Origin of the sequence: Phenylobacterium sp. (genome assembly GCF_046291545.1) — a bacterium.
Taxonomy (GTDB): domain Bacteria; phylum Pseudomonadota; class Alphaproteobacteria; order Caulobacterales; family Caulobacteraceae; genus Phenylobacterium.
In genome coordinates this window covers 821155-842352 of the sequence record NZ_JBKBSM010000001.1, presented here as the reverse complement: position 1 = coordinate 842352, position 21198 = coordinate 821155, and the positions used below count along the sequence as shown (strand labels likewise).

General features: G+C 70.9%; 23 protein-coding genes. 11 read left to right on the top strand and 12 right to left on the bottom strand.

Translation table 11 applies throughout. The features are described 5' to 3' along the window. Window positions 1-82 precede the first annotated feature (82 nt). Window positions 83-2095 carry a molecular chaperone DnaK gene (gene dnaK, locus ACK4YQ_RS04250; protein ID WP_409608606.1) on the bottom strand — a complete coding sequence of 671 codons (2013 nt, stop codon included), beginning with the start codon at window positions 2093-2095 and terminating at the stop codon, window positions 83-85. 78 nt (window positions 2096-2173) lie between these two features. Then, a complete protein-coding gene (locus tag ACK4YQ_RS04245; protein ID WP_409608604.1) occupies window positions 2174-2662 on the bottom strand; it encodes a hypothetical protein in 489 nt (162 codons plus the stop codon). Between the two features lie 19 nt (window positions 2663-2681). On the opposite strand from ACK4YQ_RS04245, the gene ACK4YQ_RS04240 reads away from it, so the two are divergent. Next, window positions 2682-3296 carry an alpha-ketoglutarate-dependent dioxygenase AlkB gene (locus tag ACK4YQ_RS04240; RefSeq protein ID WP_409608602.1) on the top strand — a complete coding sequence of 205 codons (615 nt, stop codon included), beginning with the start codon at window positions 2682-2684 and terminating at the stop codon, window positions 3294-3296. Window positions 3297-3348: 52 nt separating this feature from the next. Continuing rightward, the gene (locus tag ACK4YQ_RS04235) at window positions 3349-4245 is read left to right on the top strand and encodes a dienelactone hydrolase family protein (RefSeq protein ID WP_409608600.1); all 897 of its coding nucleotides are present in this window, start codon (window positions 3349-3351) and stop codon (window positions 4243-4245) included. A 39-nt stretch (window positions 4246-4284) separates the two neighbouring features. Here the strand turns inward: ACK4YQ_RS04235 and ACK4YQ_RS04230 are convergent, their stop codons facing one another. Further along, window positions 4285-4677: a hypothetical protein gene (locus ACK4YQ_RS04230; RefSeq protein ID WP_409608598.1), complete on the bottom strand. Its 393-nt coding sequence runs from the start codon at window positions 4675-4677 to the stop codon at window positions 4285-4287. Window positions 4678-4852: 175 nt separating this feature from the next. On the opposite strand from ACK4YQ_RS04230, the gene ACK4YQ_RS04225 reads away from it, so the two are divergent. The 3 genes from ACK4YQ_RS04225 to ACK4YQ_RS04215 are packed head-to-tail and all read left to right on the top strand — an operon-like array spanning window position 4853 to window position 8025. Further along, window positions 4853-7213, top strand: coding sequence for a DNA translocase FtsK 4TM domain-containing protein (locus ACK4YQ_RS04225; protein ID WP_409608596.1), 2361 nt, complete (start codon window positions 4853-4855; stop codon window positions 7211-7213). Window positions 7214-7258: 45 nt separating this feature from the next. Beyond that, the gene (locus ACK4YQ_RS04220; RefSeq protein ID WP_409608594.1) at window positions 7259-7723 is read left to right on the top strand and encodes a hypothetical protein; all 465 of its coding nucleotides are present in this window, start codon (window positions 7259-7261) and stop codon (window positions 7721-7723) included. 11 nt (window positions 7724-7734) lie between these two features. After that, complete coding sequence (locus ACK4YQ_RS04215; RefSeq protein ID WP_409608592.1) at window positions 7735-8025, top strand: hypothetical protein; 291 nt, start codon at window positions 7735-7737, stop codon at window positions 8023-8025. A gap of 105 nt (window positions 8026-8130) precedes the next feature. Here the strand turns inward: ACK4YQ_RS04215 and hisC are convergent, their stop codons facing one another. Continuing rightward, on the bottom strand, window positions 8131-9198 hold the full coding sequence (gene hisC / locus ACK4YQ_RS04210; RefSeq protein ID WP_409608590.1) for a histidinol-phosphate transaminase: 1068 nt from the start codon (window positions 9196-9198) through the stop codon (window positions 8131-8133). After that, on the bottom strand, window positions 9198-10472 hold the full coding sequence (locus ACK4YQ_RS04205) for a 3-phosphoshikimate 1-carboxyvinyltransferase (protein ID WP_409608588.1): 1275 nt from the start codon (window positions 10470-10472) through the stop codon (window positions 9198-9200). The genes hisC and ACK4YQ_RS04205 overlap by 1 nt, the downstream gene beginning before the upstream one ends. A 107-nt stretch (window positions 10473-10579) precedes the next feature. Here ACK4YQ_RS04205 and ACK4YQ_RS04200 point away from each other — a divergent pair, with 107 nt between their 5' ends. Beyond that, complete coding sequence (locus tag ACK4YQ_RS04200) at window positions 10580-11917, top strand: amidohydrolase family protein (protein ID WP_409608586.1); 1338 nt, start codon at window positions 10580-10582, stop codon at window positions 11915-11917. Between the two features lie 69 nt (window positions 11918-11986). Here the strand turns inward: ACK4YQ_RS04200 and ACK4YQ_RS04195 are convergent, their stop codons facing one another. From ACK4YQ_RS04195 to lpxA, 3 genes are all read right to left on the bottom strand, one after another. Further along, entirely contained in the window at window positions 11987-12790 is an 804-nt protein-coding gene (locus tag ACK4YQ_RS04195; RefSeq protein WP_409608584.1) for a crotonase/enoyl-CoA hydratase family protein, read from the bottom strand. Window positions 12791-12792: 2 nt separating this feature from the next. Then, window positions 12793-13749 carry a glutathione S-transferase family protein gene (locus ACK4YQ_RS04190; protein WP_409608582.1) on the bottom strand — a complete coding sequence of 319 codons (957 nt, stop codon included), beginning with the start codon at window positions 13747-13749 and terminating at the stop codon, window positions 12793-12795. A 74-nt stretch (window positions 13750-13823) separates the two neighbouring features. Beyond that, window positions 13824-14651, bottom strand: a complete 828-nt coding sequence (lpxA, locus tag ACK4YQ_RS04185; protein WP_409608580.1) for an acyl-ACP--UDP-N-acetylglucosamine O-acyltransferase — start codon at window positions 14649-14651, stop codon at window positions 13824-13826. A gap of 177 nt (window positions 14652-14828) precedes the next feature. Between lpxA and ACK4YQ_RS04180 the strand changes: the two genes are divergently transcribed. Then, complete coding sequence (locus ACK4YQ_RS04180) at window positions 14829-15467, top strand: LolA family protein (RefSeq protein WP_409608578.1); 639 nt, start codon at window positions 14829-14831, stop codon at window positions 15465-15467. A 238-nt stretch (window positions 15468-15705) separates the two neighbouring features. Further along, on the top strand, window positions 15706-16509 hold the full coding sequence (locus ACK4YQ_RS04175; RefSeq protein WP_409608576.1) for an exodeoxyribonuclease III: 804 nt from the start codon (window positions 15706-15708) through the stop codon (window positions 16507-16509). A gap of 16 nt (window positions 16510-16525) precedes the next feature. Here ACK4YQ_RS04175 and ACK4YQ_RS04170 read toward each other — a convergent pair whose 3' ends face one another. After that, window positions 16526-17296: an SDR family NAD(P)-dependent oxidoreductase gene (locus ACK4YQ_RS04170; RefSeq protein WP_409608574.1), complete on the bottom strand. Its 771-nt coding sequence runs from the start codon at window positions 17294-17296 to the stop codon at window positions 16526-16528. Between the two features lie 89 nt (window positions 17297-17385). Further along, a complete protein-coding gene (locus ACK4YQ_RS04165) occupies window positions 17386-18072 on the bottom strand; it encodes a response regulator transcription factor (protein ID WP_409609514.1) in 687 nt (228 codons plus the stop codon). Window positions 18073-18126: 54 nt separating this feature from the next. Here ACK4YQ_RS04165 and ACK4YQ_RS04160 point away from each other — a divergent pair, with 54 nt between their 5' ends. Then, a complete protein-coding gene (locus ACK4YQ_RS04160; protein WP_409608572.1) occupies window positions 18127-18732 on the top strand; it encodes a L,D-transpeptidase in 606 nt (201 codons plus the stop codon). Here ACK4YQ_RS04160 and ACK4YQ_RS04155 read toward each other — a convergent pair. Continuing rightward, window positions 18700-19383, bottom strand: a complete 684-nt coding sequence (locus ACK4YQ_RS04155; RefSeq protein ID WP_409608570.1) for a YggS family pyridoxal phosphate-dependent enzyme — start codon at window positions 19381-19383, stop codon at window positions 18700-18702. The two genes, ACK4YQ_RS04160 and ACK4YQ_RS04155, sit on opposite strands and share 33 nt — an antisense overlap. Window positions 19384-19482: 99 nt before the next feature. Here ACK4YQ_RS04155 and ACK4YQ_RS04150 point away from each other — a divergent pair, with 99 nt between their 5' ends. Continuing rightward, a complete protein-coding gene (locus ACK4YQ_RS04150; RefSeq protein WP_409608568.1) occupies window positions 19483-20019 on the top strand; it encodes a thiamine phosphate synthase in 537 nt (178 codons plus the stop codon). On the opposite strand, the gene ACK4YQ_RS04145 is transcribed toward ACK4YQ_RS04150, so the two are convergent. Then, window positions 20009-20392 (bottom strand): NtrZ family periplasmic regulatory protein, encoded by a 384-nt coding sequence (locus tag ACK4YQ_RS04145; RefSeq protein WP_409609512.1) that lies wholly within the window; start codon window positions 20390-20392, stop codon window positions 20009-20011. The genes ACK4YQ_RS04150 and ACK4YQ_RS04145 overlap by 11 nt on opposite strands. A 257-nt stretch (window positions 20393-20649) precedes the next feature. Between ACK4YQ_RS04145 and ACK4YQ_RS04140 the strand changes: the two genes are divergently transcribed. Continuing rightward, window positions 20650-21150 carry a DUF3576 domain-containing protein gene (locus tag ACK4YQ_RS04140; protein ID WP_409608566.1) on the top strand — a complete coding sequence of 167 codons (501 nt, stop codon included), beginning with the start codon at window positions 20650-20652 and terminating at the stop codon, window positions 21148-21150. Window positions 21151-21198: the final 48 nt, after the last annotated feature.

Below are 21198 nucleotides of genomic sequence, written 5' to 3'. Positions count from 1 at the left end.
GCGCCTGTCCGCGAAGGACGGCGGCGACGATCCCCATCGACCTTCTCGCACCGCATGGATGAGAGCGCGATGGGGCATGTCGTCACGCCGAGGGCTTGTCGTCGCTGACTTCTTCGAACTCGGCGTCGACCACGTCTTCGCCGGCGTTCGGTTGGGCCTCGCCGCCTTGCTCCTGCTGGGCCTTGTACATGGCCTCGCCGAGCTTCATCGACGCCTGGATCAGGGTCTGCGTCTTGGCCGAGATGGCCTCGGCGTCGTCGCCTTCCAGGGCCGACTTCAGATCGGTGAGCGCGGTCTCGATCGCCGACTTGTCGTCCGCGCCAATCTTGTCGCCGTGCTCGGCCAGGGCTTTCTCGGTGGAATGGACCACCGCCTCGGCCTGGTTCTTGGCCTCGACTGCGGCCTTGCGCTTCTCGTCCTCGGCCTTATGGGCCTCGGCGTCCTTGACCATCTTCTCGATGTCGGCGTCCGACAGGCCGCCGTTGGCCTGGATGCGGATCGACTGTTCCTTGCTGGTCGCCTTGTCCCGGGCCGAAACGTTGACGATGCCGTTGGCGTCGATGTCGAAGGTGACCTCGATCTGCGGCACGCCGCGCGGCGCCGGCGGGATGCCGACCAGGTCGAACTGGCCCAGCATCTTGTTGTCGGCCGCCATCGGGCGCTCGCCCTGGAAGACCCGGATGGTCACGGCGTTCTGGTTGTCGTCGGCCGTGGAGAAGGTCTGCGAGCGCTTGGTCGGGATCGTCGTGTTGCGCTCGATGAGGGGCGTGAACACGCCGCCCAGGGTCTCGATGCCCAGGGTCAGCGGAGTCACGTCCAGCAGCAGCACGTCCTTGACGTCGCCTTGCAGCACGCCGGCCTGGACCGCCGCGCCCAGGGCCACCACTTCGTCCGGGTTCACGCCCTTGTGGGGCTCACGGCCGAAGAACTCCTTCACCGCCTCGACGACCTTGGGCATGCGGGTCATGCCGCCGACCAGCACCACCTCGTCGATGTCGCTCTTCTTCAGGCCCGCGTCCTTGAGCGCCTGTTCGCAGGGCGCGATCGTCCGCGCGATCAGGTCCTCGACCATGGCCTCCAGCTTGGCGCGGGACAGCTTGATGTTCAGGTGCAGCGGCCCCGACGCGTTCATCGAGATGAACGGCAGGTTCACTTCGTATTGGGAGGTGGACGAGAGCTCCTTCTTGGCCTTCTCGCCTTCTTCCTTCAGCCGCTGCAGCGCCAGCTTGTCCTTGCGCAGGTCGACGCCGGTCTCCTTCTTGAACTCGTCGGCCAGGTACTCGACGACACGCATGTCGAAGTCCTCGCCGCCCAGGAAGGTGTCGCCGTTGGTCGCCTTCACCTCGAAGACGCCGTCGCCGATTTCCAGGATCGAGATGTCGAAGGTGCCGCCGCCCAGGTCGTAGACCGCGATCTTCTTGCCTTCGCTCTTCTCCAGGCCATAGGCGAGCGCCGCCGCCGTCGGCTCGTTGATGATGCGCAGGACCTCGAGGCCGGCGATCTTGCCGGCGTCCTTGGTCGCCTGGCGCTGGGCGTCGTTGAAGTAGGCCGGGACGGTGATGACCGCCTTCTCGACCTTCTCGCCGAGGTGCTGCTCGGCGGCTTCCTTCATCTTCTGCAGGATGAAGGCGGAAATCTGCTGGGGCGAGTAGTCCTTGCCCTGGGCGCGCACCCATGCGTCGCCGTTAGGACCCTTGACGATCTCATAGGGCACCATGCCCTTGTCCTTCTCGACCATCGGGTCGGAGAAGTTGCGGCCGATCAGCCGCTTGATCGCAAACAGGGTGTTCGCCGGGTTGGTGACCGCCTGCCGCTTGGCGGGCTGGCCCACCAGGCGTTCGTTGTCGTCGAGGAACGCCACGACCGACGGCGTCGTCCGCGCGCCTTCAGCGTTCTCGATCACCTTCGGCTGTTTGCCGTCCATGATGGCCACGCACGAGTTCGTGGTGCCGAGGTCGATGCCGATGATCTTGCTCATGTTCGAGTCTTGCTCGCTCCTTGTTGGCGGACGACGTGGCTGGGCCTTCTTATGAAGCGCCGCAATTGACGACGTCCCCGGTTCGATAAGGTCTCGTCCGGCTGACTCTCGCGTCAACCGTCTTGCCTCGCGATATGGGGAAAATCGACAGCCCTGCAAGGGCGAATGTCCCTAAACTTGAAGGGGCCTTGGCCGTCAAGCCCGCCGCCAGGCGTCGCGCAGCGCCGCATAGGCCGCCGCGTCGTGCGGCGTGGTCCCGCCGCGGCTCGCGACGAAGGCGTGCTCCACCACCATCGCCTGCTGTTCTATGTTCAGGTCTGCAAACTCGCGGCCCGATCCCAGGTCGTAGGCGTAGGCCCGGGGCCCGTCCCCCGCGCGCAGTTTTGCGAGCAGCAGATTGACGCCGTTCTGCGCCTGCCAGACATGCGTCATCTCGTGCACGAACATGGCCTGGGCGCCGAGCCTCACCCCCGGCGCAGTGAAGTCTGCCAGCGCCGCGCGCCAGGGCCACACCACCAGCCTCGGCCCCGCCACGAAGGCGCGCGTGGGCCAGTTCAGCGGCTGGGCCCAAAGCCGAACCCGCACCGGATCGAGCCCTTCGCCGAAGACCTCGGCGCACAGCGCCGCCTCTCCAGCCGTCAGCGGCCGGCGGCGTCCGCGAGGGGTGAGCCAAGGGCGGTCCATGCGTCCTATATGAGGCCTTATGACGCGCTCTACGATCGAAGGTTTCCGCCTCTGGCCCGGCCGGCTGGGCCCCGGCGCCCAGGCGGCGCTTCTCGACCAAGTCCTGGCGGCCATGGCCGAGGCGCCGCCCTACCGACCGATCACCCCCGGCGGAAAGCCGATGAGCGTGGAGATGACCAACCTCGGCCCCCTCGGATGGGTCACCGACGCCCGGGGCTATCGCTATGCGCCGCGCCACCCGCTCACCGGCGAGCCCTGGCCGCCGATCCCCCAAGCGCTCCTGGACCTGTGGGCGGAGCTCGCCGACGCCGCCGCCCCGCCGGACGCCTGCCTCGTCAATCTCTATCGGGAAGGCGCGCGCATGGGCTTGCATCAGGATCGCGATGAAGCCGACTTTTCGTTTCCGGTGCTGTCGATATCCCTGGGCGACACGGCCGTCTTCCGGCTGGGGGGCTTGAAACGCTCCGACCCCACCGTCTCCCTGAGGCTCGCTTCGGGCGACGTGTGCCTGCTGGGCGGACCGGCGCGCCTGGCCCACCACGGGATCGACCGGGTGATCGCCGGTTCCTCGCGCCTGGTTCCCGGCGGCGGCCGGCTGAACCTCACCCTGCGCCGGGCCGCCGCCGCGCTTTGACTCCGGGCGGCCGAGGTGGTCACCATCGCCCCTCCACCCAAGAGAGGCGCCCATGGTCACGCTCACCCGCCCCGAAGGCACGCAACCTGAAGACCTCAACCTCTCGCGCCGGGCGCTCGGCGCGGCGGTGTTCGCCGGCTACGCCGTCTCGGCCCTGTCGGCGAAGGCCGAGCCGATCAAGACCGACGCCTCGGGCCTGGTCGCCGGGACGGTGCAGGTCAAGGCCGCCGACCGCGACATCCCCGCCTATGTCGCCCGCCCGGACGTGGCCGGCGCCTTCCCGACCATCGTGGTCGTCTCCGAGATCTTCGGGGTCCACGAATACATTCGCGACATCTGCCGGCGCCTGGCCAAGCTCGGCTACGCCGCCATCGCCCCCGACTTCTTCGTCCGCGCAGGCGATCCGTCCACGCTCACCGATTTCGCCGCTGTTCGCCAGATCGTCTCGGCCACCTCGGACGGCCAGGTGAAGAGCGACATGGCCGCGACCCTGGCCTTCCTCCACGCCCAGCCGTGGGCCGACCACGCCAAGATGGGGATCACCGGCTTCTGCTGGGGCGGCGCCGTCACCTGGCTGTCGTGCGAGCGCTTCGCCGATTTCAAGGCCGGCGTGGCCTGGTACGGCCGCCTCCGGCCGCCGGCGCCGGGCGAATTCATGGGCGAGACCGAGCGCCAGTGGCCGATTCAGCTCGTCGACCAGCTCAAGGCGCCGGTGCTGGGGCTCTACGCCGGCAAGGACGCCGGCATCCCGCTGCCGGACGTGGAAGCAATGCGGGCCGCCCTGGCGGCGGCCGGAAAGACCGACAGCGAGATCGTCGTCTATCCCGAGGCTCAGCACGCCTTCCACGCCGACTACCGGGCCAGCTACGACGCCGAGGCCGCGGCCGACGGCTGGAAGCGCATGCTCGCCCACTTCGCCCGGCACGGCCTGGCGCCGCGCAAGGTCTGACGGGGCGACGGCTGTGCGGACGCGGCGCGCCGGCGCGCGTCAGTAGATCGGCGCGTCCACCGGCGGCGGGGTGACGCCGTCGAGCAGGTCGCCGACCTTGTCCTCTGGCGGCTGGGCCGGCTCGGGGGCCTTGGGCGGCGGCACGGCCAACGGCGGCACCTCCACCTCAAGCTTTTCGGGCGGCGCCTCGGCGACCTCGGCGGGCTTTTCCTCTTCCGCCTTCTCCGGCTCCGGCGGCGGGGGCTCGAGCGTCTCGAAGATCGGCCGCGCATCGGTGGCCGTCAGGGGCGCGGCGGAACTTCCGTCGGCGGCCTCCCCGGGCAGCCGGGCGCGGCCGGGGGCGCCGGTGAAGCCCAGGTAGAAGCCAAGGACGGCGCAGCCCAGAATCAGGGCCGCGACGACCTGGAGAGCGCGCAGGGGCATGGTCCACATGCGCACGAATCTAGAAGGATTTTGCGTCGAAGGGGAGGGCGCATCGCGCACGTGGCGTGGCCCTTTCGCCTCACGCGGCGCTTCGTCCCGGCGCCGGGCGCGGGCGGGCCCTTCGGGGTAAATGCTGCTTAACCCTCTTGAGCCAGAAGATGACCCTTCAAGATCGGAGGGGTGCATGGCGCGCGTCGCGCGGAAGACGGGGCTGGAGCTTGGGTTGCATATCGCCGGCCTGGCCTGGTCGCACCCCAACACCGCCCGCCTGCGCGGCGGGGTCGTCGCCGTCGCCGGCGTGGCCCTGGCGGTCGCCTTCGCCACCTACAACGCCGCGGACCCGAGCCTGAACGCGGCCAGCGTTCTCGATCCCACCAACGCCCTCGGCGGACCGGGCGCCGTGGCCGCCGACATCGGCGTGCAGTCGCTGGGCCTCGGGGCCGGCGTCGCGGCCCTGATGATGGTGGTCTTCGGCCTGGCCCGCGTCACCTGCGCCCACCCGGACGAGACCCGCACGCCGCTGCGCCTGCGCGCCCTCGCCGGGGTCGGCGGCGTGCTCGCCTTGGCCGGCGTCCTGGCCGCCCCCGCCCCGCCCGCCGCCTGGCCGTTGGCCAAGGGCCTCGGAGGCTTCTGGGGCGACGGGCTGCTGCACGCCCTGGCCGGCCTCTTCGCCTTCGCTCGCATTCCACTGTCCGGCGTGATCGCCGCCTTGCTGCTGGCCGCCGCCGCCGCCGCGGGCCTGGCCTATGCGCTGGGCATGCGCCGGCCCGACATGGCCGCCATCGCCGAGTGGCTGGCCCACGCGCTGGAACGCCGCCCGGCCGCCCCGGCCGCCGCCGTCGAAGCCGGCCCGAAGCGCGTCCGCACCCGACGCGCCGAGCGCGCCGCCGCTCCGCCCGCGGCGGACGAACCCGACGCAGAAGACGCCGTCCCCCAGGTCGCCGCGCCGGCCGCGCCCCTGGCGATCAAGGCGCCCAAGCCCACGCCCAAGGAATCCGGCCGCGAGGCGCGGGAGGCCCAAGGCGCCTTCGAGTTCGTCAAGCCGACCGGCTTCGCCCTGCCCGAGCTCGCCATGCTGGCCAAGCCGAAGCCCCGGGCCAGCCAGTTCGACGAAGGCGCCCTGCGCCAGAACGCCCAGCTCCTGGAAAGCGTGCTGGCCGAGTTCGGGGTGAAGGGGCGCATCGACCAGATCCGTCCCGGTCCCGTGGTCACGCTCTACGAACTGGTGCCGGCCGCCGGCGTGAAATCCGCCCGCGTCGTCGCCCTGGCGGACGACATCGCCCGTTCGATGAGCGTGGCGGCCTGTCGCGTCAGCGTGGTCTCGGGCCGCAACGCCATCGGCATCGAGCTGCCCAACGCCCGCCGCGAGACCGTCTACCTGCGCGACCTGCTGGCCAGCCCGGAATACGAGAAGTCCACCCAGGCCCTGCCCATGGCCCTGGGCGAGAACATCGGCGGCGAGCCCTACATCGCCGACCTGTCCAAGATGCCCCACCTCTTGATCGCCGGGACCACCGGCTCGGGCAAGTCGGTGGGCGTCAACGCCATGATCCTGTCGATCCTCTACCGCCTGCCGCCCGAGCAGTGCCGGTTCATCATGATCGACCCGAAGATGCTGGAGCTTTCCGTCTACGACGGCATCCCGCACCTGCTGGCGCCGGTCGTGACCGATCCCAAGAAGGCCATCGTGGCGCTGAAGTGGACTGTGCGTGAGATGGAGGACCGCTACCGCCTGATGTCCAAGATCGGCGTCCGCAACGTCGCCTCCTACAACGAGCGCGCCAAGGAGGCCGCGGCCAAGGGCGAGCACTTCGAGCGGACGGTCCAGACCGGCTTCGACGACAACGGCCGTCCGGTCTACGAGAGCGAGCGGATCGATCCCAAGCCGATGCCCTACCTGGTGGTGGTGATCGACGAAGTGGCCGACCTGATGCTGGTCGCCGGCAAGGACGTGGAAGGCGCCGTGCAGCGCCTGGCCCAGATGGCGCGGGCCGCCGGCATCCATCTGGTGATGGCCACCCAGCGCCCGTCGGTCGACGTGATCACCGGCACCATCAAGGCCAACTTCCCGACCCGGATCTCCTTCCAGGTCACCTCCAAGATCGATTCCCGCACCATCCTGGGCGAACAGGGCGCCGAGCAGCTGCTGGGCCAGGGGGACATGCTCTACATGGCCGGCGGCGGGCGCATCACCCGCCTGCACGGGCCCTTCGTCTCCGACCAGGAGGTCGAGGCCGTCGCCCGCTTCCTGCGCGACCAGGGCCAGCCGCAGTACCTCGAGGAGATCACCGCCGGGGGCGACGAGGAGGGCGAGGAGGGCGACCTCGGCTTCGGCGGCGGCGGCGAGGGGGCCAACGACCTCTACGATCAGGCGGTCGCCATCGTCACCCGCGACGGCAAGGCCTCCACCAGCTACGTCCAGCGCCGCCTGCAGATCGGCTACAACCGCGCCGCCTCGCTGATCGAGCGCATGGAGCAGGAAGGCGTGGTCAGCCCCGCCAACCACGCCGGCAAGCGCGAAATCCTGGCGCGGCCGCCGCCGTAGGGGCCGCCGTCACGGTTTTGTCGGTCGTTCGCGGGAAGCTGGAGCATGGACCATACGCTCCAACTGACCGGCGCCGCGATACGCAGCTTCCTCGAACCGCACTGGAGGGCGTGGCACGCCCTGCGCGGCGAGGCCCCGGCGATCCCGTCCGCCGGCGTGTGCGGCCGCTCCAGCCTGTTCCTCGCCCAAGTGCTGCGGCGCGACCTCCACCTTGACGCCCGCTGGCGCAGCGGTGCTCCACGGGAGGACGCCGTCTGCGGGTTCTTCGACGGCGTCGAATGGCGGGGGCACGCCTGGGTGGAATGCGGCGGATGGCTTGTCGACCTGACGCTCGATCAGTTCGGCGGCCCACCGGTGCTCGTCACCTGCGCCGACGACAACCGCTACCGCGCCGGGCGCGACGTCGCCCTGCCCGCCTTCCGGGCCGAACGCCGGCGGACCGTCCAGCAGCTTTGGCCTGCCTGGCGCCTCAGCCCGCTTCGTGACAGCGTCGGGGCGCTGGGGTTCTAAGGCGGGCGAAAATGGCCGACGACGCGACATTGCAGAACACCGGCGCCAAGTTCGCCGACGCCGAGGTCGCGCGCTGCTACCTCAGTCGCACGCCCTATCCGGACGCCCTGCACGCGAGCCTGCACTGGATGACGCACGCCGTCCTGTTCCCGAAGCTCGCCGACGCCCTGGCGCCCGACGGGATCATTGCGGCGGTCGACGGCGACGGCCCGGCGGACGCGCCCTGGCTCGCCGACCACCAGGCGGTCGTCGTCCGTTGGCTGGACGCGGGCCAAGATGGGGGGCCTGGCCGAAGCCTTTGACGCCGATCTGCGCGCCGTCCTGGAGCCGCACGCGGTGAACGGGATCGTCGAGTTCACCACACGCACAAGGCTGGCCTGGGGCCGCCCGAGGCGCTCGCCCAGCAGCTAGTTCGCTGGGCCCAGAATCTCAGCGAGCGCCGCCAGCAGGCGGTCGGTCTGGGCGTCGGTTCCCACGGTGATGCGCAGGAAGTCGGCGATGCGGGGAGCGTTGAAGCGGCGCACGAGCACCGCACGCTCGCGGAGCGCCGCGGCCAGGGCCGCCCCGTCGTGCGCCGGGTGGCGCGCGAAGACGAAGTTGGCCGCAGAGGGCAGGACCGCAAAGCCCAGCGTCTCCAGCCCGGCGCGCATCCGCTCGCGCCCGGCGATCACCGCCGCGCAGGTTTCCCGGAAGAACGCCTCGTCCTCGACCGAGGCCAGCGCGCCCGCCTGCGCCGGCCGGCCCAGGGGATAGGAGTTGAAGCTGTCCTTCACCCGGGTCAGGCCCTCGATCAGGGCCTTGTCGCCGATCGCATAGCCGACCCGCAGGCCGGCCAGGCCCCGCGACTTGGACATCGTGCGCACGACCAGCAGGTTCGGGTGTTCGGCGACCAGCGGGATCGCCGTCTCGCCGCCGAAGTCGACATAGGCCTCGTCGATCACCACCGGAATGTCGGGATGCTCGGCCAGCAGGCTTGCGATCTCGGCGCGCGACAGCGCCACGCCGGTCGGCGCGTTGGGATTGGCCAGGATGATCGCGCCCGCCGGACGGCGGTAGTCGGCCAGGCGCACGCCCATGGCCTCGTCCAGCGGCACGGCGGCCCAGGCGACGTCGAACAGCTGGGCCCAGACCGGATAGAAGCTGTAGGTCACGTCCGGGAACAGCAGCGGCGCCTCGTGCTTCAGGAGGCCGGCGAAGGCGTGCGCCAGCACCTCGTCGGACCCGTTGCCGACGAACACCTCGTCGGCCGTCACGCCGTGATAGGCCCCCAGCGCCTCGCGCAGCGCGCCGGCCTGCGGGTCGGGATAGAGCCGAAGGGCGTCGTCCGCGGCGGCGCGGATGGCCGCCAGCGCCCGCGGCGATGGGCCGAACGGGCTCTCGTTGGTGTTGAGCTTGACCAGGCCCTCGATCCGCGGCTGCTCGCCGGGCGTGTAGGGCTCCAGGCCGTGCGCCAGGGCGCTCCAGTAGCGGCTCATCAGACGCCGAACTCCATCGCCACGCCCAGGCCGGCCAGGGCGTCCCAGTAGCCGGGCCAGGTCTTGGCCGTGCAGGCGGGGTTCTCGACGACGATCCCGCCGACCTTCAGGCCGGCGAGGGCGAAGGACATGGCGATGCGGTGGTCGCCGTGCACGTCGATCCGGCAGGGCCGCGTCTGGCCCGCCAGCGAAGGATCGGCCTCGACCACCAGCTCGTCGCCCTCCTCCCGCGCCAGGCCGGGGCGGACGGCGTTCAGCCCGGCGCTGAGCGCCGAGATCCGGTCGCACTCCTTGACCCGCAGGTTGGCGATGCCCGTGAAGCGCACCGGCGTTGAGTTGAACGCCGCCAGGACCGCCAGGGTCGGCACGGCGTCCTGCATCTGCGAGCCGTCGATCAGCGAGGGCATGCGCGGGAAGGACGCGATGAGCGCGTGCGCGGCCGCGTCCGGCTGGGTGAAGTCGCCGGCCGCGACGCCGAGGTCGATGGACCCGCCCGTCAGCGCCTCGGCGGCCCACAGATAGGTCGCGGCCGAAGCGTCGGGCTCGATGGCCAGATCGGCCGCGGCGTAGCCGGTGGGCTCGACGCGCCAGACGCCGCCGTTCCCCAGCGCCCGCACCTTCGCCCCGAACCGCGCCATGGCGGCCGTCGTCAGGTCCACATAGCCGCGCGCGCCGATGTCGACGTTCTTCAGCGCCACGTCCACCGGCCCGGCGCCGCAGGCCGCCAGCATCAGAAGCGCCGAGACGTACTGGCTGGTCAGGGAGGCGTCGATCTCGACGCGGTCGCCGGAAAATCCGCCCCGTCCGTGGATGGTCACTGGCGGGCGGCCGTTCGTGCTTTCGCCCTTCACGCCCAGCATGGCCAGGGCCTCGACGAGGGCGCCGATCGGCCGCTCGCGCATATAGGCGTCGCCGTCCAGCACCACGGTCCCGTCGACCAGGGCGACGGCGGCCGTCAGGAAGCGCATCGCCGTGCCCGCATTGCCCAGGAACAGCGGCCCGGCCGGGGGCGACAGGGCGCCGCTGGCCTGCACGACGAACGTGGTCGCGTCCGGCTCCTCGACCACGACGCCCATGGCCCGGAGCGCCTGAGCCATGCGGGCGGTGTCGTCGCTCTTCAGCGCTCCGGTCAGCCGGCTGCGGCCCTTGGCCAGCGCCGCCAGCAGCAGCGCCCGGTTCGTGATCGACTTGGAGCCTGGCGGCGCGGCGGCGCCCCGCAGGGGGCCTTGCACGGGGGCGATGCGGACGCCGGCGATCGAGGTCTGGGCGGTCATGGGCGCACACCTAATCCGCCCGCCGCGCCGAAGCCAGAGCCAGCGGCGCGCTGGACGCGCCCGGCCGCGCCGCTACAGTGCCCGCTTCGATTTCGGGAGGGGGCTCCATGCGGATCCTGGGCGGCGTCGCCGCGTCTTTGTCGCTCTTCGCCGCCGCCGCCGCGGCCCAGCCGGCCGTCGAGCAGCCGGCGACCTACATCCATGCCGGAGCGCTGCTCGACCGACCAGGGCAGGCGCCCCGCGGCCCGTCCACCCTGATCGTCCGCAACGGCAGGATCGAGGCGGTGGAATCCGGATTCGCCGCCCCGCCCCAGGGCGCCAGCCTGATCGACCTGAAGGACCAGTTCGTCCTGCCGGGACTGATCGACATGCACGTCCATCTCTTCTCCGACGACGACAAGGCCCGTGAGCGGATGGAGGAGATCAACCGCGACATCGAGGACAACCTGCTGATCGCCGTCGACAACGCGCGCCGCACCCTGGAGGCCGGCTTCACCACGGTGCGCGACCTGGGATCGGAGGCGCGCTCGATCACCTCGCTGCGCGACGCCATCAACGCCGGGACGATCCCTGGCCCCACCGTCGTTCCAGCGGCGCGGATGGTGTCGATCACCGGCGGCCACGGCGACTCCACCAACGGCGTCAACCGGGACGCGGCCCGGGCAGCCGCCGAGCGGGCCACCAACCTGTGCGACGGACCGGACGACTGCCGCCGTGCGGTGCGCGCCCAGATCGGCGCCGGCGCCGAGGTGATCAAGTTCGCCGCGACCGGCGGCGTGCTCTCCAACGTCTCCGGCGGCCTTGGCCGGCACATGACCGACGCGGAAATGAGCGCGATCGTGGAGACCGCCCACGAACTCGGCCGCAAGGTCGCCGTCCACGCCCACGGCAAGGCCGGCATTGATGCGGCGCTGCAGGCCGGTGTCGATTCCATTGAGCACGGCACCTATGTCGATGCCGGCTCGATCGCCCTGTTCAAGAAGACCGGCGCCTATCTGACGCCGACCATGCTCGCGCCTCGGGCGGCGCTGGCGCAGGCCCGCAGCGGCGTGCTGCCGCCCGCCATCCTGCCGAAGGCCGAGGACGCCGCAGCCGCCGCCTTCGCCAACCACAAGGCCGCGATCGCCGCAGGAGTGAAGATCGCCTTCGGCACCGACACCGGTGTGTCGGCCCACGGCGACAACGCCCAGGAATTCGCGCTGATGGTCGAGGCCGGCATGAGCCCGAACGAGGCGATCAAGGCCGCCACGGTCAACGCCGCCGACCTGCTCGGCCGCGCCGACCGCCTGGGCACGCTCGAGCCCGGCAAGGACGCCGACATCATCGCCGTGGCCAAGAGCCCCCTGGCCGACGTCACCGAACTAGAGCGGCCCACCTTCGTCATGAAGCGCGGGGCGCCGATCAAGGTCGACGGCCGCCGCCAGCCTTTCCCGCCAGAGGGCTGAGGCCGCCGGCCCCCCGGCGGGCCGCGCCCCGTCACCGCGCAAGCGGCGAAGGGGCCGCGGGCGCATGACCTAGTCGGCGAAGACCGCAGGCCGCTTTTCCATGGCGGCTTTCACGGCCTCGATCTGGTTGGGCGAGCCGATCAGGGCGCCCTGCTCTTCGCTCTCGGCCTTGAAGATCGCGCGCTGGTCGGAATCGGGCTGCATGTTGAACAGCCGCTTGCCGGCACGGATCGCGTCGGGGTTCTTGCTTGCGATCTCCGCGGCCAGCTTGAGCGCCTCGGCGCGGGGATCGGCGCAGACGCGGGTGGCCAGGCCCAGCTTGAAGGCTTCTTCGCCGTCGAAGATGCGGCCCGTGTAGGTCAGTTCGCGGGCGAGATCGTCCCGCAGCAGGCCCTTCAGCAGCACCAGGCCGGCCATGTCCGGCACCAGGCCCCACTTGATCTCCAGGATCGCCAGCTTGGCGTCGGGCGCGACGAAGCGGATCTCCGGGCCCATCGCCAGCTGAAACCCGCCGCCGAAGGCCACGCCATGGATGGCGCCGATCACCGGCATCGGCAGCTCGCGCCAGACGAAGACGGCCTGCTGGGCGCGGTTGGCGCCGCCCGGGGTGCGCGGCGTACCGACAATACCGCCGCCGCCCTTGCGCTCGCCCGAGGCCATCTTGCCGAAGTTGCTCATGTCCAGGCCGGCGCAGAAGGCACGCCCTTCGCCGGACAGCACCACGCAGCGAACGTCCTTGCGTGCCTTCAGCGCCTCACCGGTCTCGACCAGCGCGCTGAACATGGCGTCGTCCAGGGCGTTCATCTTGTCGACGCGCACCATCCGCACGTCGGCGACGCCGTTGCTCACCTCGACCTTGATCCGTTCTTCCATCCCTAGTCTCCTTCAGGTCCTGGGTCCGCCCGGCGCGCGACGTAGCCGGCGCGGGGAAAATGCACATGGAGCCGGCCGAGCGGGCTGGCGTCCCGCGCGATGACGATGCGCTGCGGGGTGGCGGCGACCAGCCGGCCGTCGATCGGGTCGCGGCCGTAGTCGTCGGCGCTCACCACCACCGGATCGCCCGGCGCAGCGCCGAGCGGATCGTGCACGTCATGCGCCGGCGGCGCGGCCGGCGTGGCCGCACGGGCGACCTCCAGCGCCTCGGCGCCGGACATCTCGCGCCGGTCGCCGTGGCCGATCGCCTGCACCCGGCCGGCCCAGGCCTGCAGGCGCTCGAGCCCGGTCATCAGCTCGCGGGCCGTCTTCGGGACCGCCCCGGCAAGGAACCAGACGTTCATGTAGGCGCTGATGTCGCTCAGCCCCGGCGCATCGCCATCCAGGAAGTCGCGGCCTTCCAAGGCGTCGTCGATCCAGGCGGCCTGGGCCCGCCACTGCTGGCGCATCGGCTCGCCGGCGGCCTTCATCGCCGCCACGTCGAACGGGCGGCCGGAGAGCTTCTCCCGGTCGGCGACGAAGGCGGGGTCCACCGCATCGCCGAGTTCGCCGAAGATCACCGGGACGGTGACGCCGAAGAACAGCCGGTCAGCCCACAGGTTCAGCGCCCAGGCTCCGCCGGACGCCGCGCGCGGACCGGGCGCGCGCGCTTCGATCTCGGCCAGGATGACCTGGCTGTCGCAGTAGATGTCCGCACCGATCTGCATCACCGGCGCGCGCCGATAGCCGCCGGTCAGGGGCGTCAGCTCGGGCTTGGGCATGATGTTCGGCGTGACCACCGAACGCCACGCCAGGCCCTTCAGCCCGAGCAGCAGCCGCACCTTCTCGGAAAAGGGCGAGGTGTCGTAGTGGTGAAGGATGATCTCGCCGGCGGCCCCGCCGGTGCGTTCCTCGGCCATGTCGTCCTCCCGGCGCGCCGGACCTTTGTGCGGGTCCTGACGGTGGGGAATTCAACGGTCCGTCGGCGAAAATCTCAAGCGGCCGCGCGAGAGGCCCGCCGCCTCAGGTTGGTGAGCGCGCCGCGGCCTTCGGCCTTCAGGAAATCCACCAGTTCCCGCACGGGGCCGGCTTCGCCCGCCTCGGCGTCGACCGCCGCGATCCGCTCGGCCAGCGGCGAGGTCGCCGCGAACAGCGCACGGAACGCGCGGCGCAGGGCCATCAGGTCGCGCGAGGCGAAACCCGCCCGCTTGAGCCCCACCGTGTTCAGCGACACCAGCCGCGCGCGATCGCCCTGCACCAGGCAGAAGGGCGGCACGTCCTGGGTGACGATCGCGCCGCCGGCGACGAAGGCGTAGGCGCCGATGCGGCTGTGCTGGTGGACGGCGCACAGCCCGCTGATCCAGGCATGGTCGCCCACGATCACATGCCCGGCGAGGGTCGCCGCATTGGCCATGTGCACGTTATCGCCGACCAGGCAGTCGTGAGCCACATGCGCGCCAGTCATGATCAGGTTGCGCGAACCGACCCGGGTGGGCGCCAGGACGCCGCCGTGCACGGTGGCGAATTCGCGCACGACATTGTCGTCGCCCATGGCCAGGGGCGCCGGTCCGCCGCGCCAGGCGTCGTGCTGCGGGGCGGCTCCGATCGAGCACGCCTGATGGAAGCGATTGCGGTCGCCGATCACAGTCTCGCCGTCGATCACCACATGGGGACCAACCTCGTTGTCGCGGCCCAGCCGCACGCCGGCGCCGATCACGGCGTAGGGGCCGATGCGCGTGCCCTCGCCGATCACGGCGCCAGGGGCGATGACGGCGGTGGGGTGGATCAGCGGATCCGCGACGGGGTTGGGAGCGAGTTGCATGCCGCCCCCATAGCCCTCGGTTGCATCGCAACAAACTCAACTTCAGCGACGTTCTGTTTCAGCCGCTTCAGCCGCGCGCGACCGTGCGCGGGAACGGGCCGGCTCCGCCGTCGTTCCTACGCCCTATTGACGCCGCGTCCCTGGCGTAGTGCTGGTCACCGAAAGGAGCCCAAGCTCATGACTTCATTGACGCGCCGCACGCTGGCCCTGGCGCTCGCCGCCGCGCCCGCCTCGGCCCTGGCGCAGGGCGCCGGCGGCCTGTCGGCGGCGGACCAGGCGCTCGTAAACCGCGCGGTCGCCTACCTCGAGAACCTCGACGAAGCCAAGGGCCGCTTCGTCCAGACCGACGCCCGCGGGGCGGTCACCGAGGGCGACGTCTACATCAAGCGCCCCGGCAAGGCGCGCTTCGCCTATGACCCGCCCGTCGGCCTGCTGGTGGTTTCGGATGGCGGCCGGGTGTCGATCGCCAACTCCAGGCTGAAGACCTTCGACAGCTATCCCCTGATGGCGACGCCGCTCTCGCTGTTCCTGGCGCGGCAGATCCGCCTGGATCGCGGCGTGGTGATCAGCCGCGTCACCCGCCTGTCCGACGGCTTCTCCATCACCGCCCGCGACGGCAAGAAGCAGGCGGAGGGCCAGATCACCCTCAGCTTCACCGACAGCCCCCTGCGGCTCGCCGGTTGGACCGTGACCGACGCCCAGGGCCAGTCCACCCGCATACGCCTCACGCGGCTGGAGCGGACGTCCGGCCTCGCCTCCTCCCTCTTCGTGCTGGAGGACCCGCGGCCGAAGAGCCCCGGACGCGCTCGGATGTGACAATCTCACAACAGGCAAGCGTTAAGAGATTTTGTCCTTGACTTTTCGGCCGTCCGTGGCATTAATGACACGCATGCCGTTGGCGCGACGACGTTGCGCCGGCGGACCCCGTGCCGGAACCTATCCCCTCCCGGCGGCGGCATGAGAGACAACCTTTACGCCCGGGCTTCTCCAGTGCCCGGGCGTTTTTTCTTGGCCGCCCCTCCCGCCCGGCGCGGCGGCCCTCTAGAAGACAGCCATGCGCCTTCGCCTCTGCACCTGGAACGTCAATTCCGTCCGCCTGCGCGCCGAGCAGGTGGCGCGCTTCGTCGCCGAGCAGGCGCCTGACGTCCTGTGCCTGCAGGAGATCAAGTGCCGCGAGGACGAGTTCCCGCGGGGGGCCTTCGAGGCGGTCGGCCTGCCGCACCTGCGGATCAGCGGCCAGAAGGGCTGGCACGGGGTGGCCATCGCCTCGCGCCTGCCGATCGAGGATGCGCCGACCCTGGCGGTCTGCCGCGAGGGCCACGCCCGCTGCGTCTCGGCCAAGGTGGCCGGCGTCGAGATCCAGAACTTCTACGTCCCCGCCGGCGGCGACGTTCCGGACCGGACGCTCAATCCCAAGTTCGACCACAAGCTCGACTTCTTCGAGAAGCTCACGGTGGAGATGACCCGCCGCGACCCGAAGGCGCCGCTGGCGATCGTCGGCGATCTGAACGTGGCCCCCGGCGAGCATGACGTCTGGAGCCATCGGCACATGTCCAAGATCGTCAGCCACACGCCCGTCGAGGTGGCGGCGATGGAGGCGTTGAAGGCCTCCCTGGGTTTCCTGGACTTGGCCCGTGAGACGCGCCCCGAGCCGGAGCGGCTGTTCTCCTGGTGGAGCTACCGGGCGGCCGACTTCCGCGCATCGAACCGCGGCCTGCGGCTCGACCACATCTGGGTGACCCCGGGCCTTGCGGGCGCCTTCCACGCGGCCGGCGCGTCCGCACGCATCCACGATGACGTGCGCGCCTGGGAGCGGCCCAGCGACCACGCCCCGGTCACCGCCGACCTGGCGTTCTAAGCGCAGTCGCCGGCGGTTAGCCCAGCATCCGCGTGAACTGCGGCTGGCCCGTATGCGCGGTCACCCCGCCGTCGGCGACGACGATCGAGCCGGTCATGTAGGAGGCTTCGTCCGAGGCGAGGAAGCAGATCACCGCCGCCATCTCGTCGGGCAGCCCTGGCCGGCCCATGGGGATCAGCCCGGTCCAGTGCGCCTCCAGCCCCTGAATTGTCTTCAGCCCGGCCGTCAGCGGCGTGTCGATGAGACCGGGGCAGAGGGCGTTGACCCGGACGCCGTCCTTGGCGTGGTCGATGGCCAGCGTGCGGGTGTAGTTGATCACGCCGGCCTTGGCGGCGTTGTAGGCGGCGAAGCCGTAGTCGCCGAAGAGGCCCGATATCGAGGCGGTGTTGACGATCGCCCCGCCGCCGCCGCGCCGCATCAGGGGGATCGCCAGACGGCAGGCGTGGAAGACCGCATCCAGATCGATGGCCATCACCTGGCGCCAGGTCTCAGGGGCGAGGTCCGGCGTCTCGCCGAAACTGCCGACGCCGGCGTTGTTGATCAGGATGTCGAGGCCGCCGAACGCGTCCTCGGCGCCGGCCACCATGGCCTCGATCTGGGTCGGATCGCCGACATCCACCTGACGGAAGCTGGCGCCGGTCTCCGCCGCCAGGGCCGCCCCGGCTTCGGCGTTCAGATCGCAGATCAGCACCCTGGCCCCGCCGGCCGACAGTCGGCGCACGGTCGCCGCCCCGATCCCCGACGCCCCGCCGGTGACGATCGCCGCCTTGTCCTGGAATGCCGCCATGTCCGCCTCCCTCGCGCCTCTCGTGCGGGCGCCTTCGCAGGCCACTATGACGGGGCGCCGTAGGGGCCGCACAAGCCCCTGGCCTTCGCCTACGGCGCCAGCCGGTAGCCGCCGGCCTCGGTGAGCAGGAGTCGGGCGTTGGACGGATCCGGCTCGATCTTCTGGCGCAGGCGGTAGACGTGGGTCTCCAGGGTGTGGGTCGTCACCCCGGCGTTGTAGCCCCAGACCTCGGCCAGAAGCTCCTCTCGGGAAACCGCCTTCTCGCCGGCCCGATAGAGGTACTTCAGGATGTTGGTCTCCTTCTCCGTCAGCCGGATCTTCTTCTGGTTGGCGTCCACCAGCATCTTGGCCGCCGGCCGGAACTCGTAGCCGCCCAGGTGAAAGACCGCACCCTCGGCATGTTCGGCGCTGCGCAGCTGCGCGCGGATGCGGGCGAGCAGGACGGCGAACTTGAACGGCTTGGTGACGTAGTCGTTGGCCCCGGCCTCCAGACCCTCGATGGTGTCGCGGTCGGTGTCGGCGGCGGTCAACATGATGATCGGCGCCGCCACCCCGCCCTGGCGCATGCGCCGGCAGGCCTCGCGGCCATTCATGTCCGGCAGGTCCACGTCCAGCAGGATCAGATCCGGGCGAGCCTCCTTGGCCATGCGGACGCCCTCCTCGGCCGTTGAGGCTTCGACGGCGCTGAATTCGTCCTGAAGCTGGATCTGCTCGGCAAGCGCGCCGCGCAGGTCTTCGTCGTCATCGACGATGAGCAAGGTCTTGCGTTGTGCCATGGTGGAGAACATGCACCGCGTCGCGGCCCGGCGCCAAAGACAATTGAGAAATCCGTGATCTTCACAGCCCATTCCGACGGCCGTTTCGAGCTGGGCTCGCGAACCACCCGCTGCGCCCTGGGCCGGTCCGGCGTGGTTCCGGCGGAGGACAAGCGCGAGGGCGACGGTTGCTCGCCCCTTGGGGTATGGCCGATCCGCCGCGTGCTCTTTCGCCTGGACCGCATCAAGCCTCCGCCCACCCGGCTTCCTCTGGCGCCGATCGCCGAGGACGACGGCTGGTGCGACGCGCCGGGCGATCGGAACTACAACCGCCCGGTCAAGCTGCCCTATCCGGCGAGCTGCGAACGGATGTGGCGCGACGATCACCTCTACGATCTCGTCTGCGTGCTGGCCCACAATGACGATCCCCCCGTGCCGCTGATGGGGTCAGCGATCTTCCTGCACGTCGCCCGCCCGGACTTCGAGCCCACCGAAGGGTGCGTGGCCCTCCTGCCGGGCGACCTAGCCGAGCTGATCCGCATGGCCGAGCCGGGATCGGCCGTCTCCATCGTCGACGTCAATCCCCATCCGGTCCTGGAGCGCGCCGGCGCGGGCGTCGTCCAGCCCACTGGGCGCGGGCGTCCGGATCTACGGCTTGGCCCGGGCTCCGAAGAGCGCTGAGCCCACCCGCACGCTGGTGGCGCCAAAGCGCACCGCCGTCTCGAAGTCGTCGCTCATGCCCATGGACAGGCAGGGCAGGTCGTTGCGGGCGGCGATGCCGGCGAGAAGCGCAAAGTGAGGGCCGGGCGGCTCGTCGGCCGGGGGAATGCACATCAGCCCCTCGAGGCGAAGGCCGAACACCTCGCGGCAGGACTTGATGAAGGCGTCCGCCTCGCCGGGCGAAATCCCCGCCTTCTGCGGCTCCTCGCCCGTGTTCACCTGCACATAGAGGCGCGGACACCTGCCGGCCCGTTGCGCCTCGTCGGCGAGCGCCCGGGCCAGCCGCTCACGGTCCAGCGTCTCGATCACGTCGAAGAACCCGACCGCCTCGCGGGCCTTGTTGGTCTGCAGCGGGCCGATCAGGCGCAGCTCCAGCCCAACGCGGCGCTCCGCCCAGCGGCCCATCGCCTCCTGCACGCGGTTCTCGCCGAGCACGGTCTGGCCGGCGGCCAGGATCGGTGCGATCCGTTCCCATGGCTGTTGCTTGGAGACCGCCACCAGGGTCACATCCGCCGGCGCGCGGCCGACCGCTTCGGCGGCCCGGGCGATGCGGGAGAGCACCTCTTGGCGGGCGGCGGCGGGATCGAAGTCTTGGACGGTGGACTGGGTCATGACGGGCCGATCGGCGACGGCGGGAGCTGGTGGACGCTGGCGCGCGTCGCCCGCTGCTTAACGGCGCGGGCCGTTCCGGGGAAGACCCTCCCGCCGCTGATGTTCTTCACCGACCCCGCCCGAACGCCCGATCCGGAAGCCGTCGCCGCGCGCCTGCCGCGGGGGGCGGCCGTGGTCTACCGGGCGTTCGGCGCCCCCGACGCCCTGGCCCGGGCCCGGCGCCTGCGCGCCATCTGCAAGGCCCGCGGCCTCGTGCTGCTGATCGGCGCGGACGAGGGCCTGGCCCAGGGCGCCCGCGCCGACGGCGTCCACCTGCCGCAGCGCCTCGCTGCGCGGGCGGGCCGGATCAAACGCGCCCATCCCAGCTGGATCGTCACCGCTGCGGCCCATGGCGAGGCGGCCGCCCGCCGCGCCGCCCGCGCCGGCGCCGACGCAGCAGTGGTCTCGCCGGTGTTCCCCAGCCGCAGCCCCTCGGCGGGGCGCCCGCTCGGCGTGATGCGACTGTCTCTGATCGCCCGGCGCGCAGGGGTCCCGGTCTACGCCCTTGGCGGCGTCTCAAACGAAAACGCCCGCCGTCTCGTCGACGCGGGCGTGGCGGGTCTTGCGGCCGTGGAGGGCTTGGCGTCTAGAACTTGAACGCGGTTTCGAGGCGGACGCGCGGGGTGACCGGCTGCGGCTCGGTCTTCTTGAAGGTCGGAGACTGCTCGTCGCCGAGGGCCACGGCGCCGCCCACCCGAAGGCTGGGAGTGACGCGGAAATAGGCGCCGGCTTCGACGTCGTTCCACTGCATGTCGCGGCTGGCGGGCTGCTCAAGATTAAGTGTCACGCCCCAACGGCCGTTGCGCGTGTCCCACTTGAGCGACTTGCCGCCCTGGGTCGCGAGGGTGGCCGGCTCGTTGCGGACGCTGAAGTCCACTTTCGGCTTGGCCGTCTCGGCATGCGCGATTCCGCCGGTCGCCCCGAGAAGGGCGGCCGCACCGGCTGCGCACATCAACGTCCGAACGGACATCACCACCACTTAGGGCCCCCTTGCCCCTGGCGCGCCCTTTTGGCCGCGCCCTTCAAAATCGATTAGAGACCCCGGCCGCCCCAGGTCAACCTGAGTCCGGCGTCAAGGGGCCCTCTGCGGACGAAACGTGCAGGTCTGTGGCGAGAACGCCACGCGATTCCTGTTTGGCGCCTGACGAGGCGTTGTTATAGAGGGCGCCGGCGCGGGGCGGCGCCGCAGCCGATTGGCGCGGAAGAAACGACTTGGAGCGGATGATAATGCCGTTTGTGCGCGGAGTCTGGATGCGAGGCGTCTCAGCGGGGATCATGGCCGTGTGCCTCACGGGCCTGGCCGCCTGCTCGAGCGGCGGGCCCAAGGCTCTGGATTCCCAGGATCGCGGATTCCTCGGGTTCGGACGTGGCGGCGGCGCGGACAAGTCCGCCCAGGCGCCGGCGATCGGGGTCAACGGCTATCTGTGGCGCGCCACCCTGGACACCCTGGCCTTCATGCCGCTGGCGTCGGCCGATCCCTACGGCGGGGTCGTGATCACCGACTGGTACGTCAATCCGGAAAAGCCGGACGAGCGCTTCAAGTGCACCGTCTACATCCTCGACTCGCGTCTGCGGGCCGACGGCCTGAACGTGGCGGTGTTCAAGCAGGTCCGCGACGCCTCCGGCGGCTGGGTCGATTCCGAGACCGCCAGCCAGACCGAGACGGACATGGAAAACGCGATCCTGACGCGCGCGCGTCAGCTTCGACTTTCGAACATCAAGGGCTGACACCCGAACGGGCGATCTTCCGACAGAGCGACGGACGGCGCCCGCTTT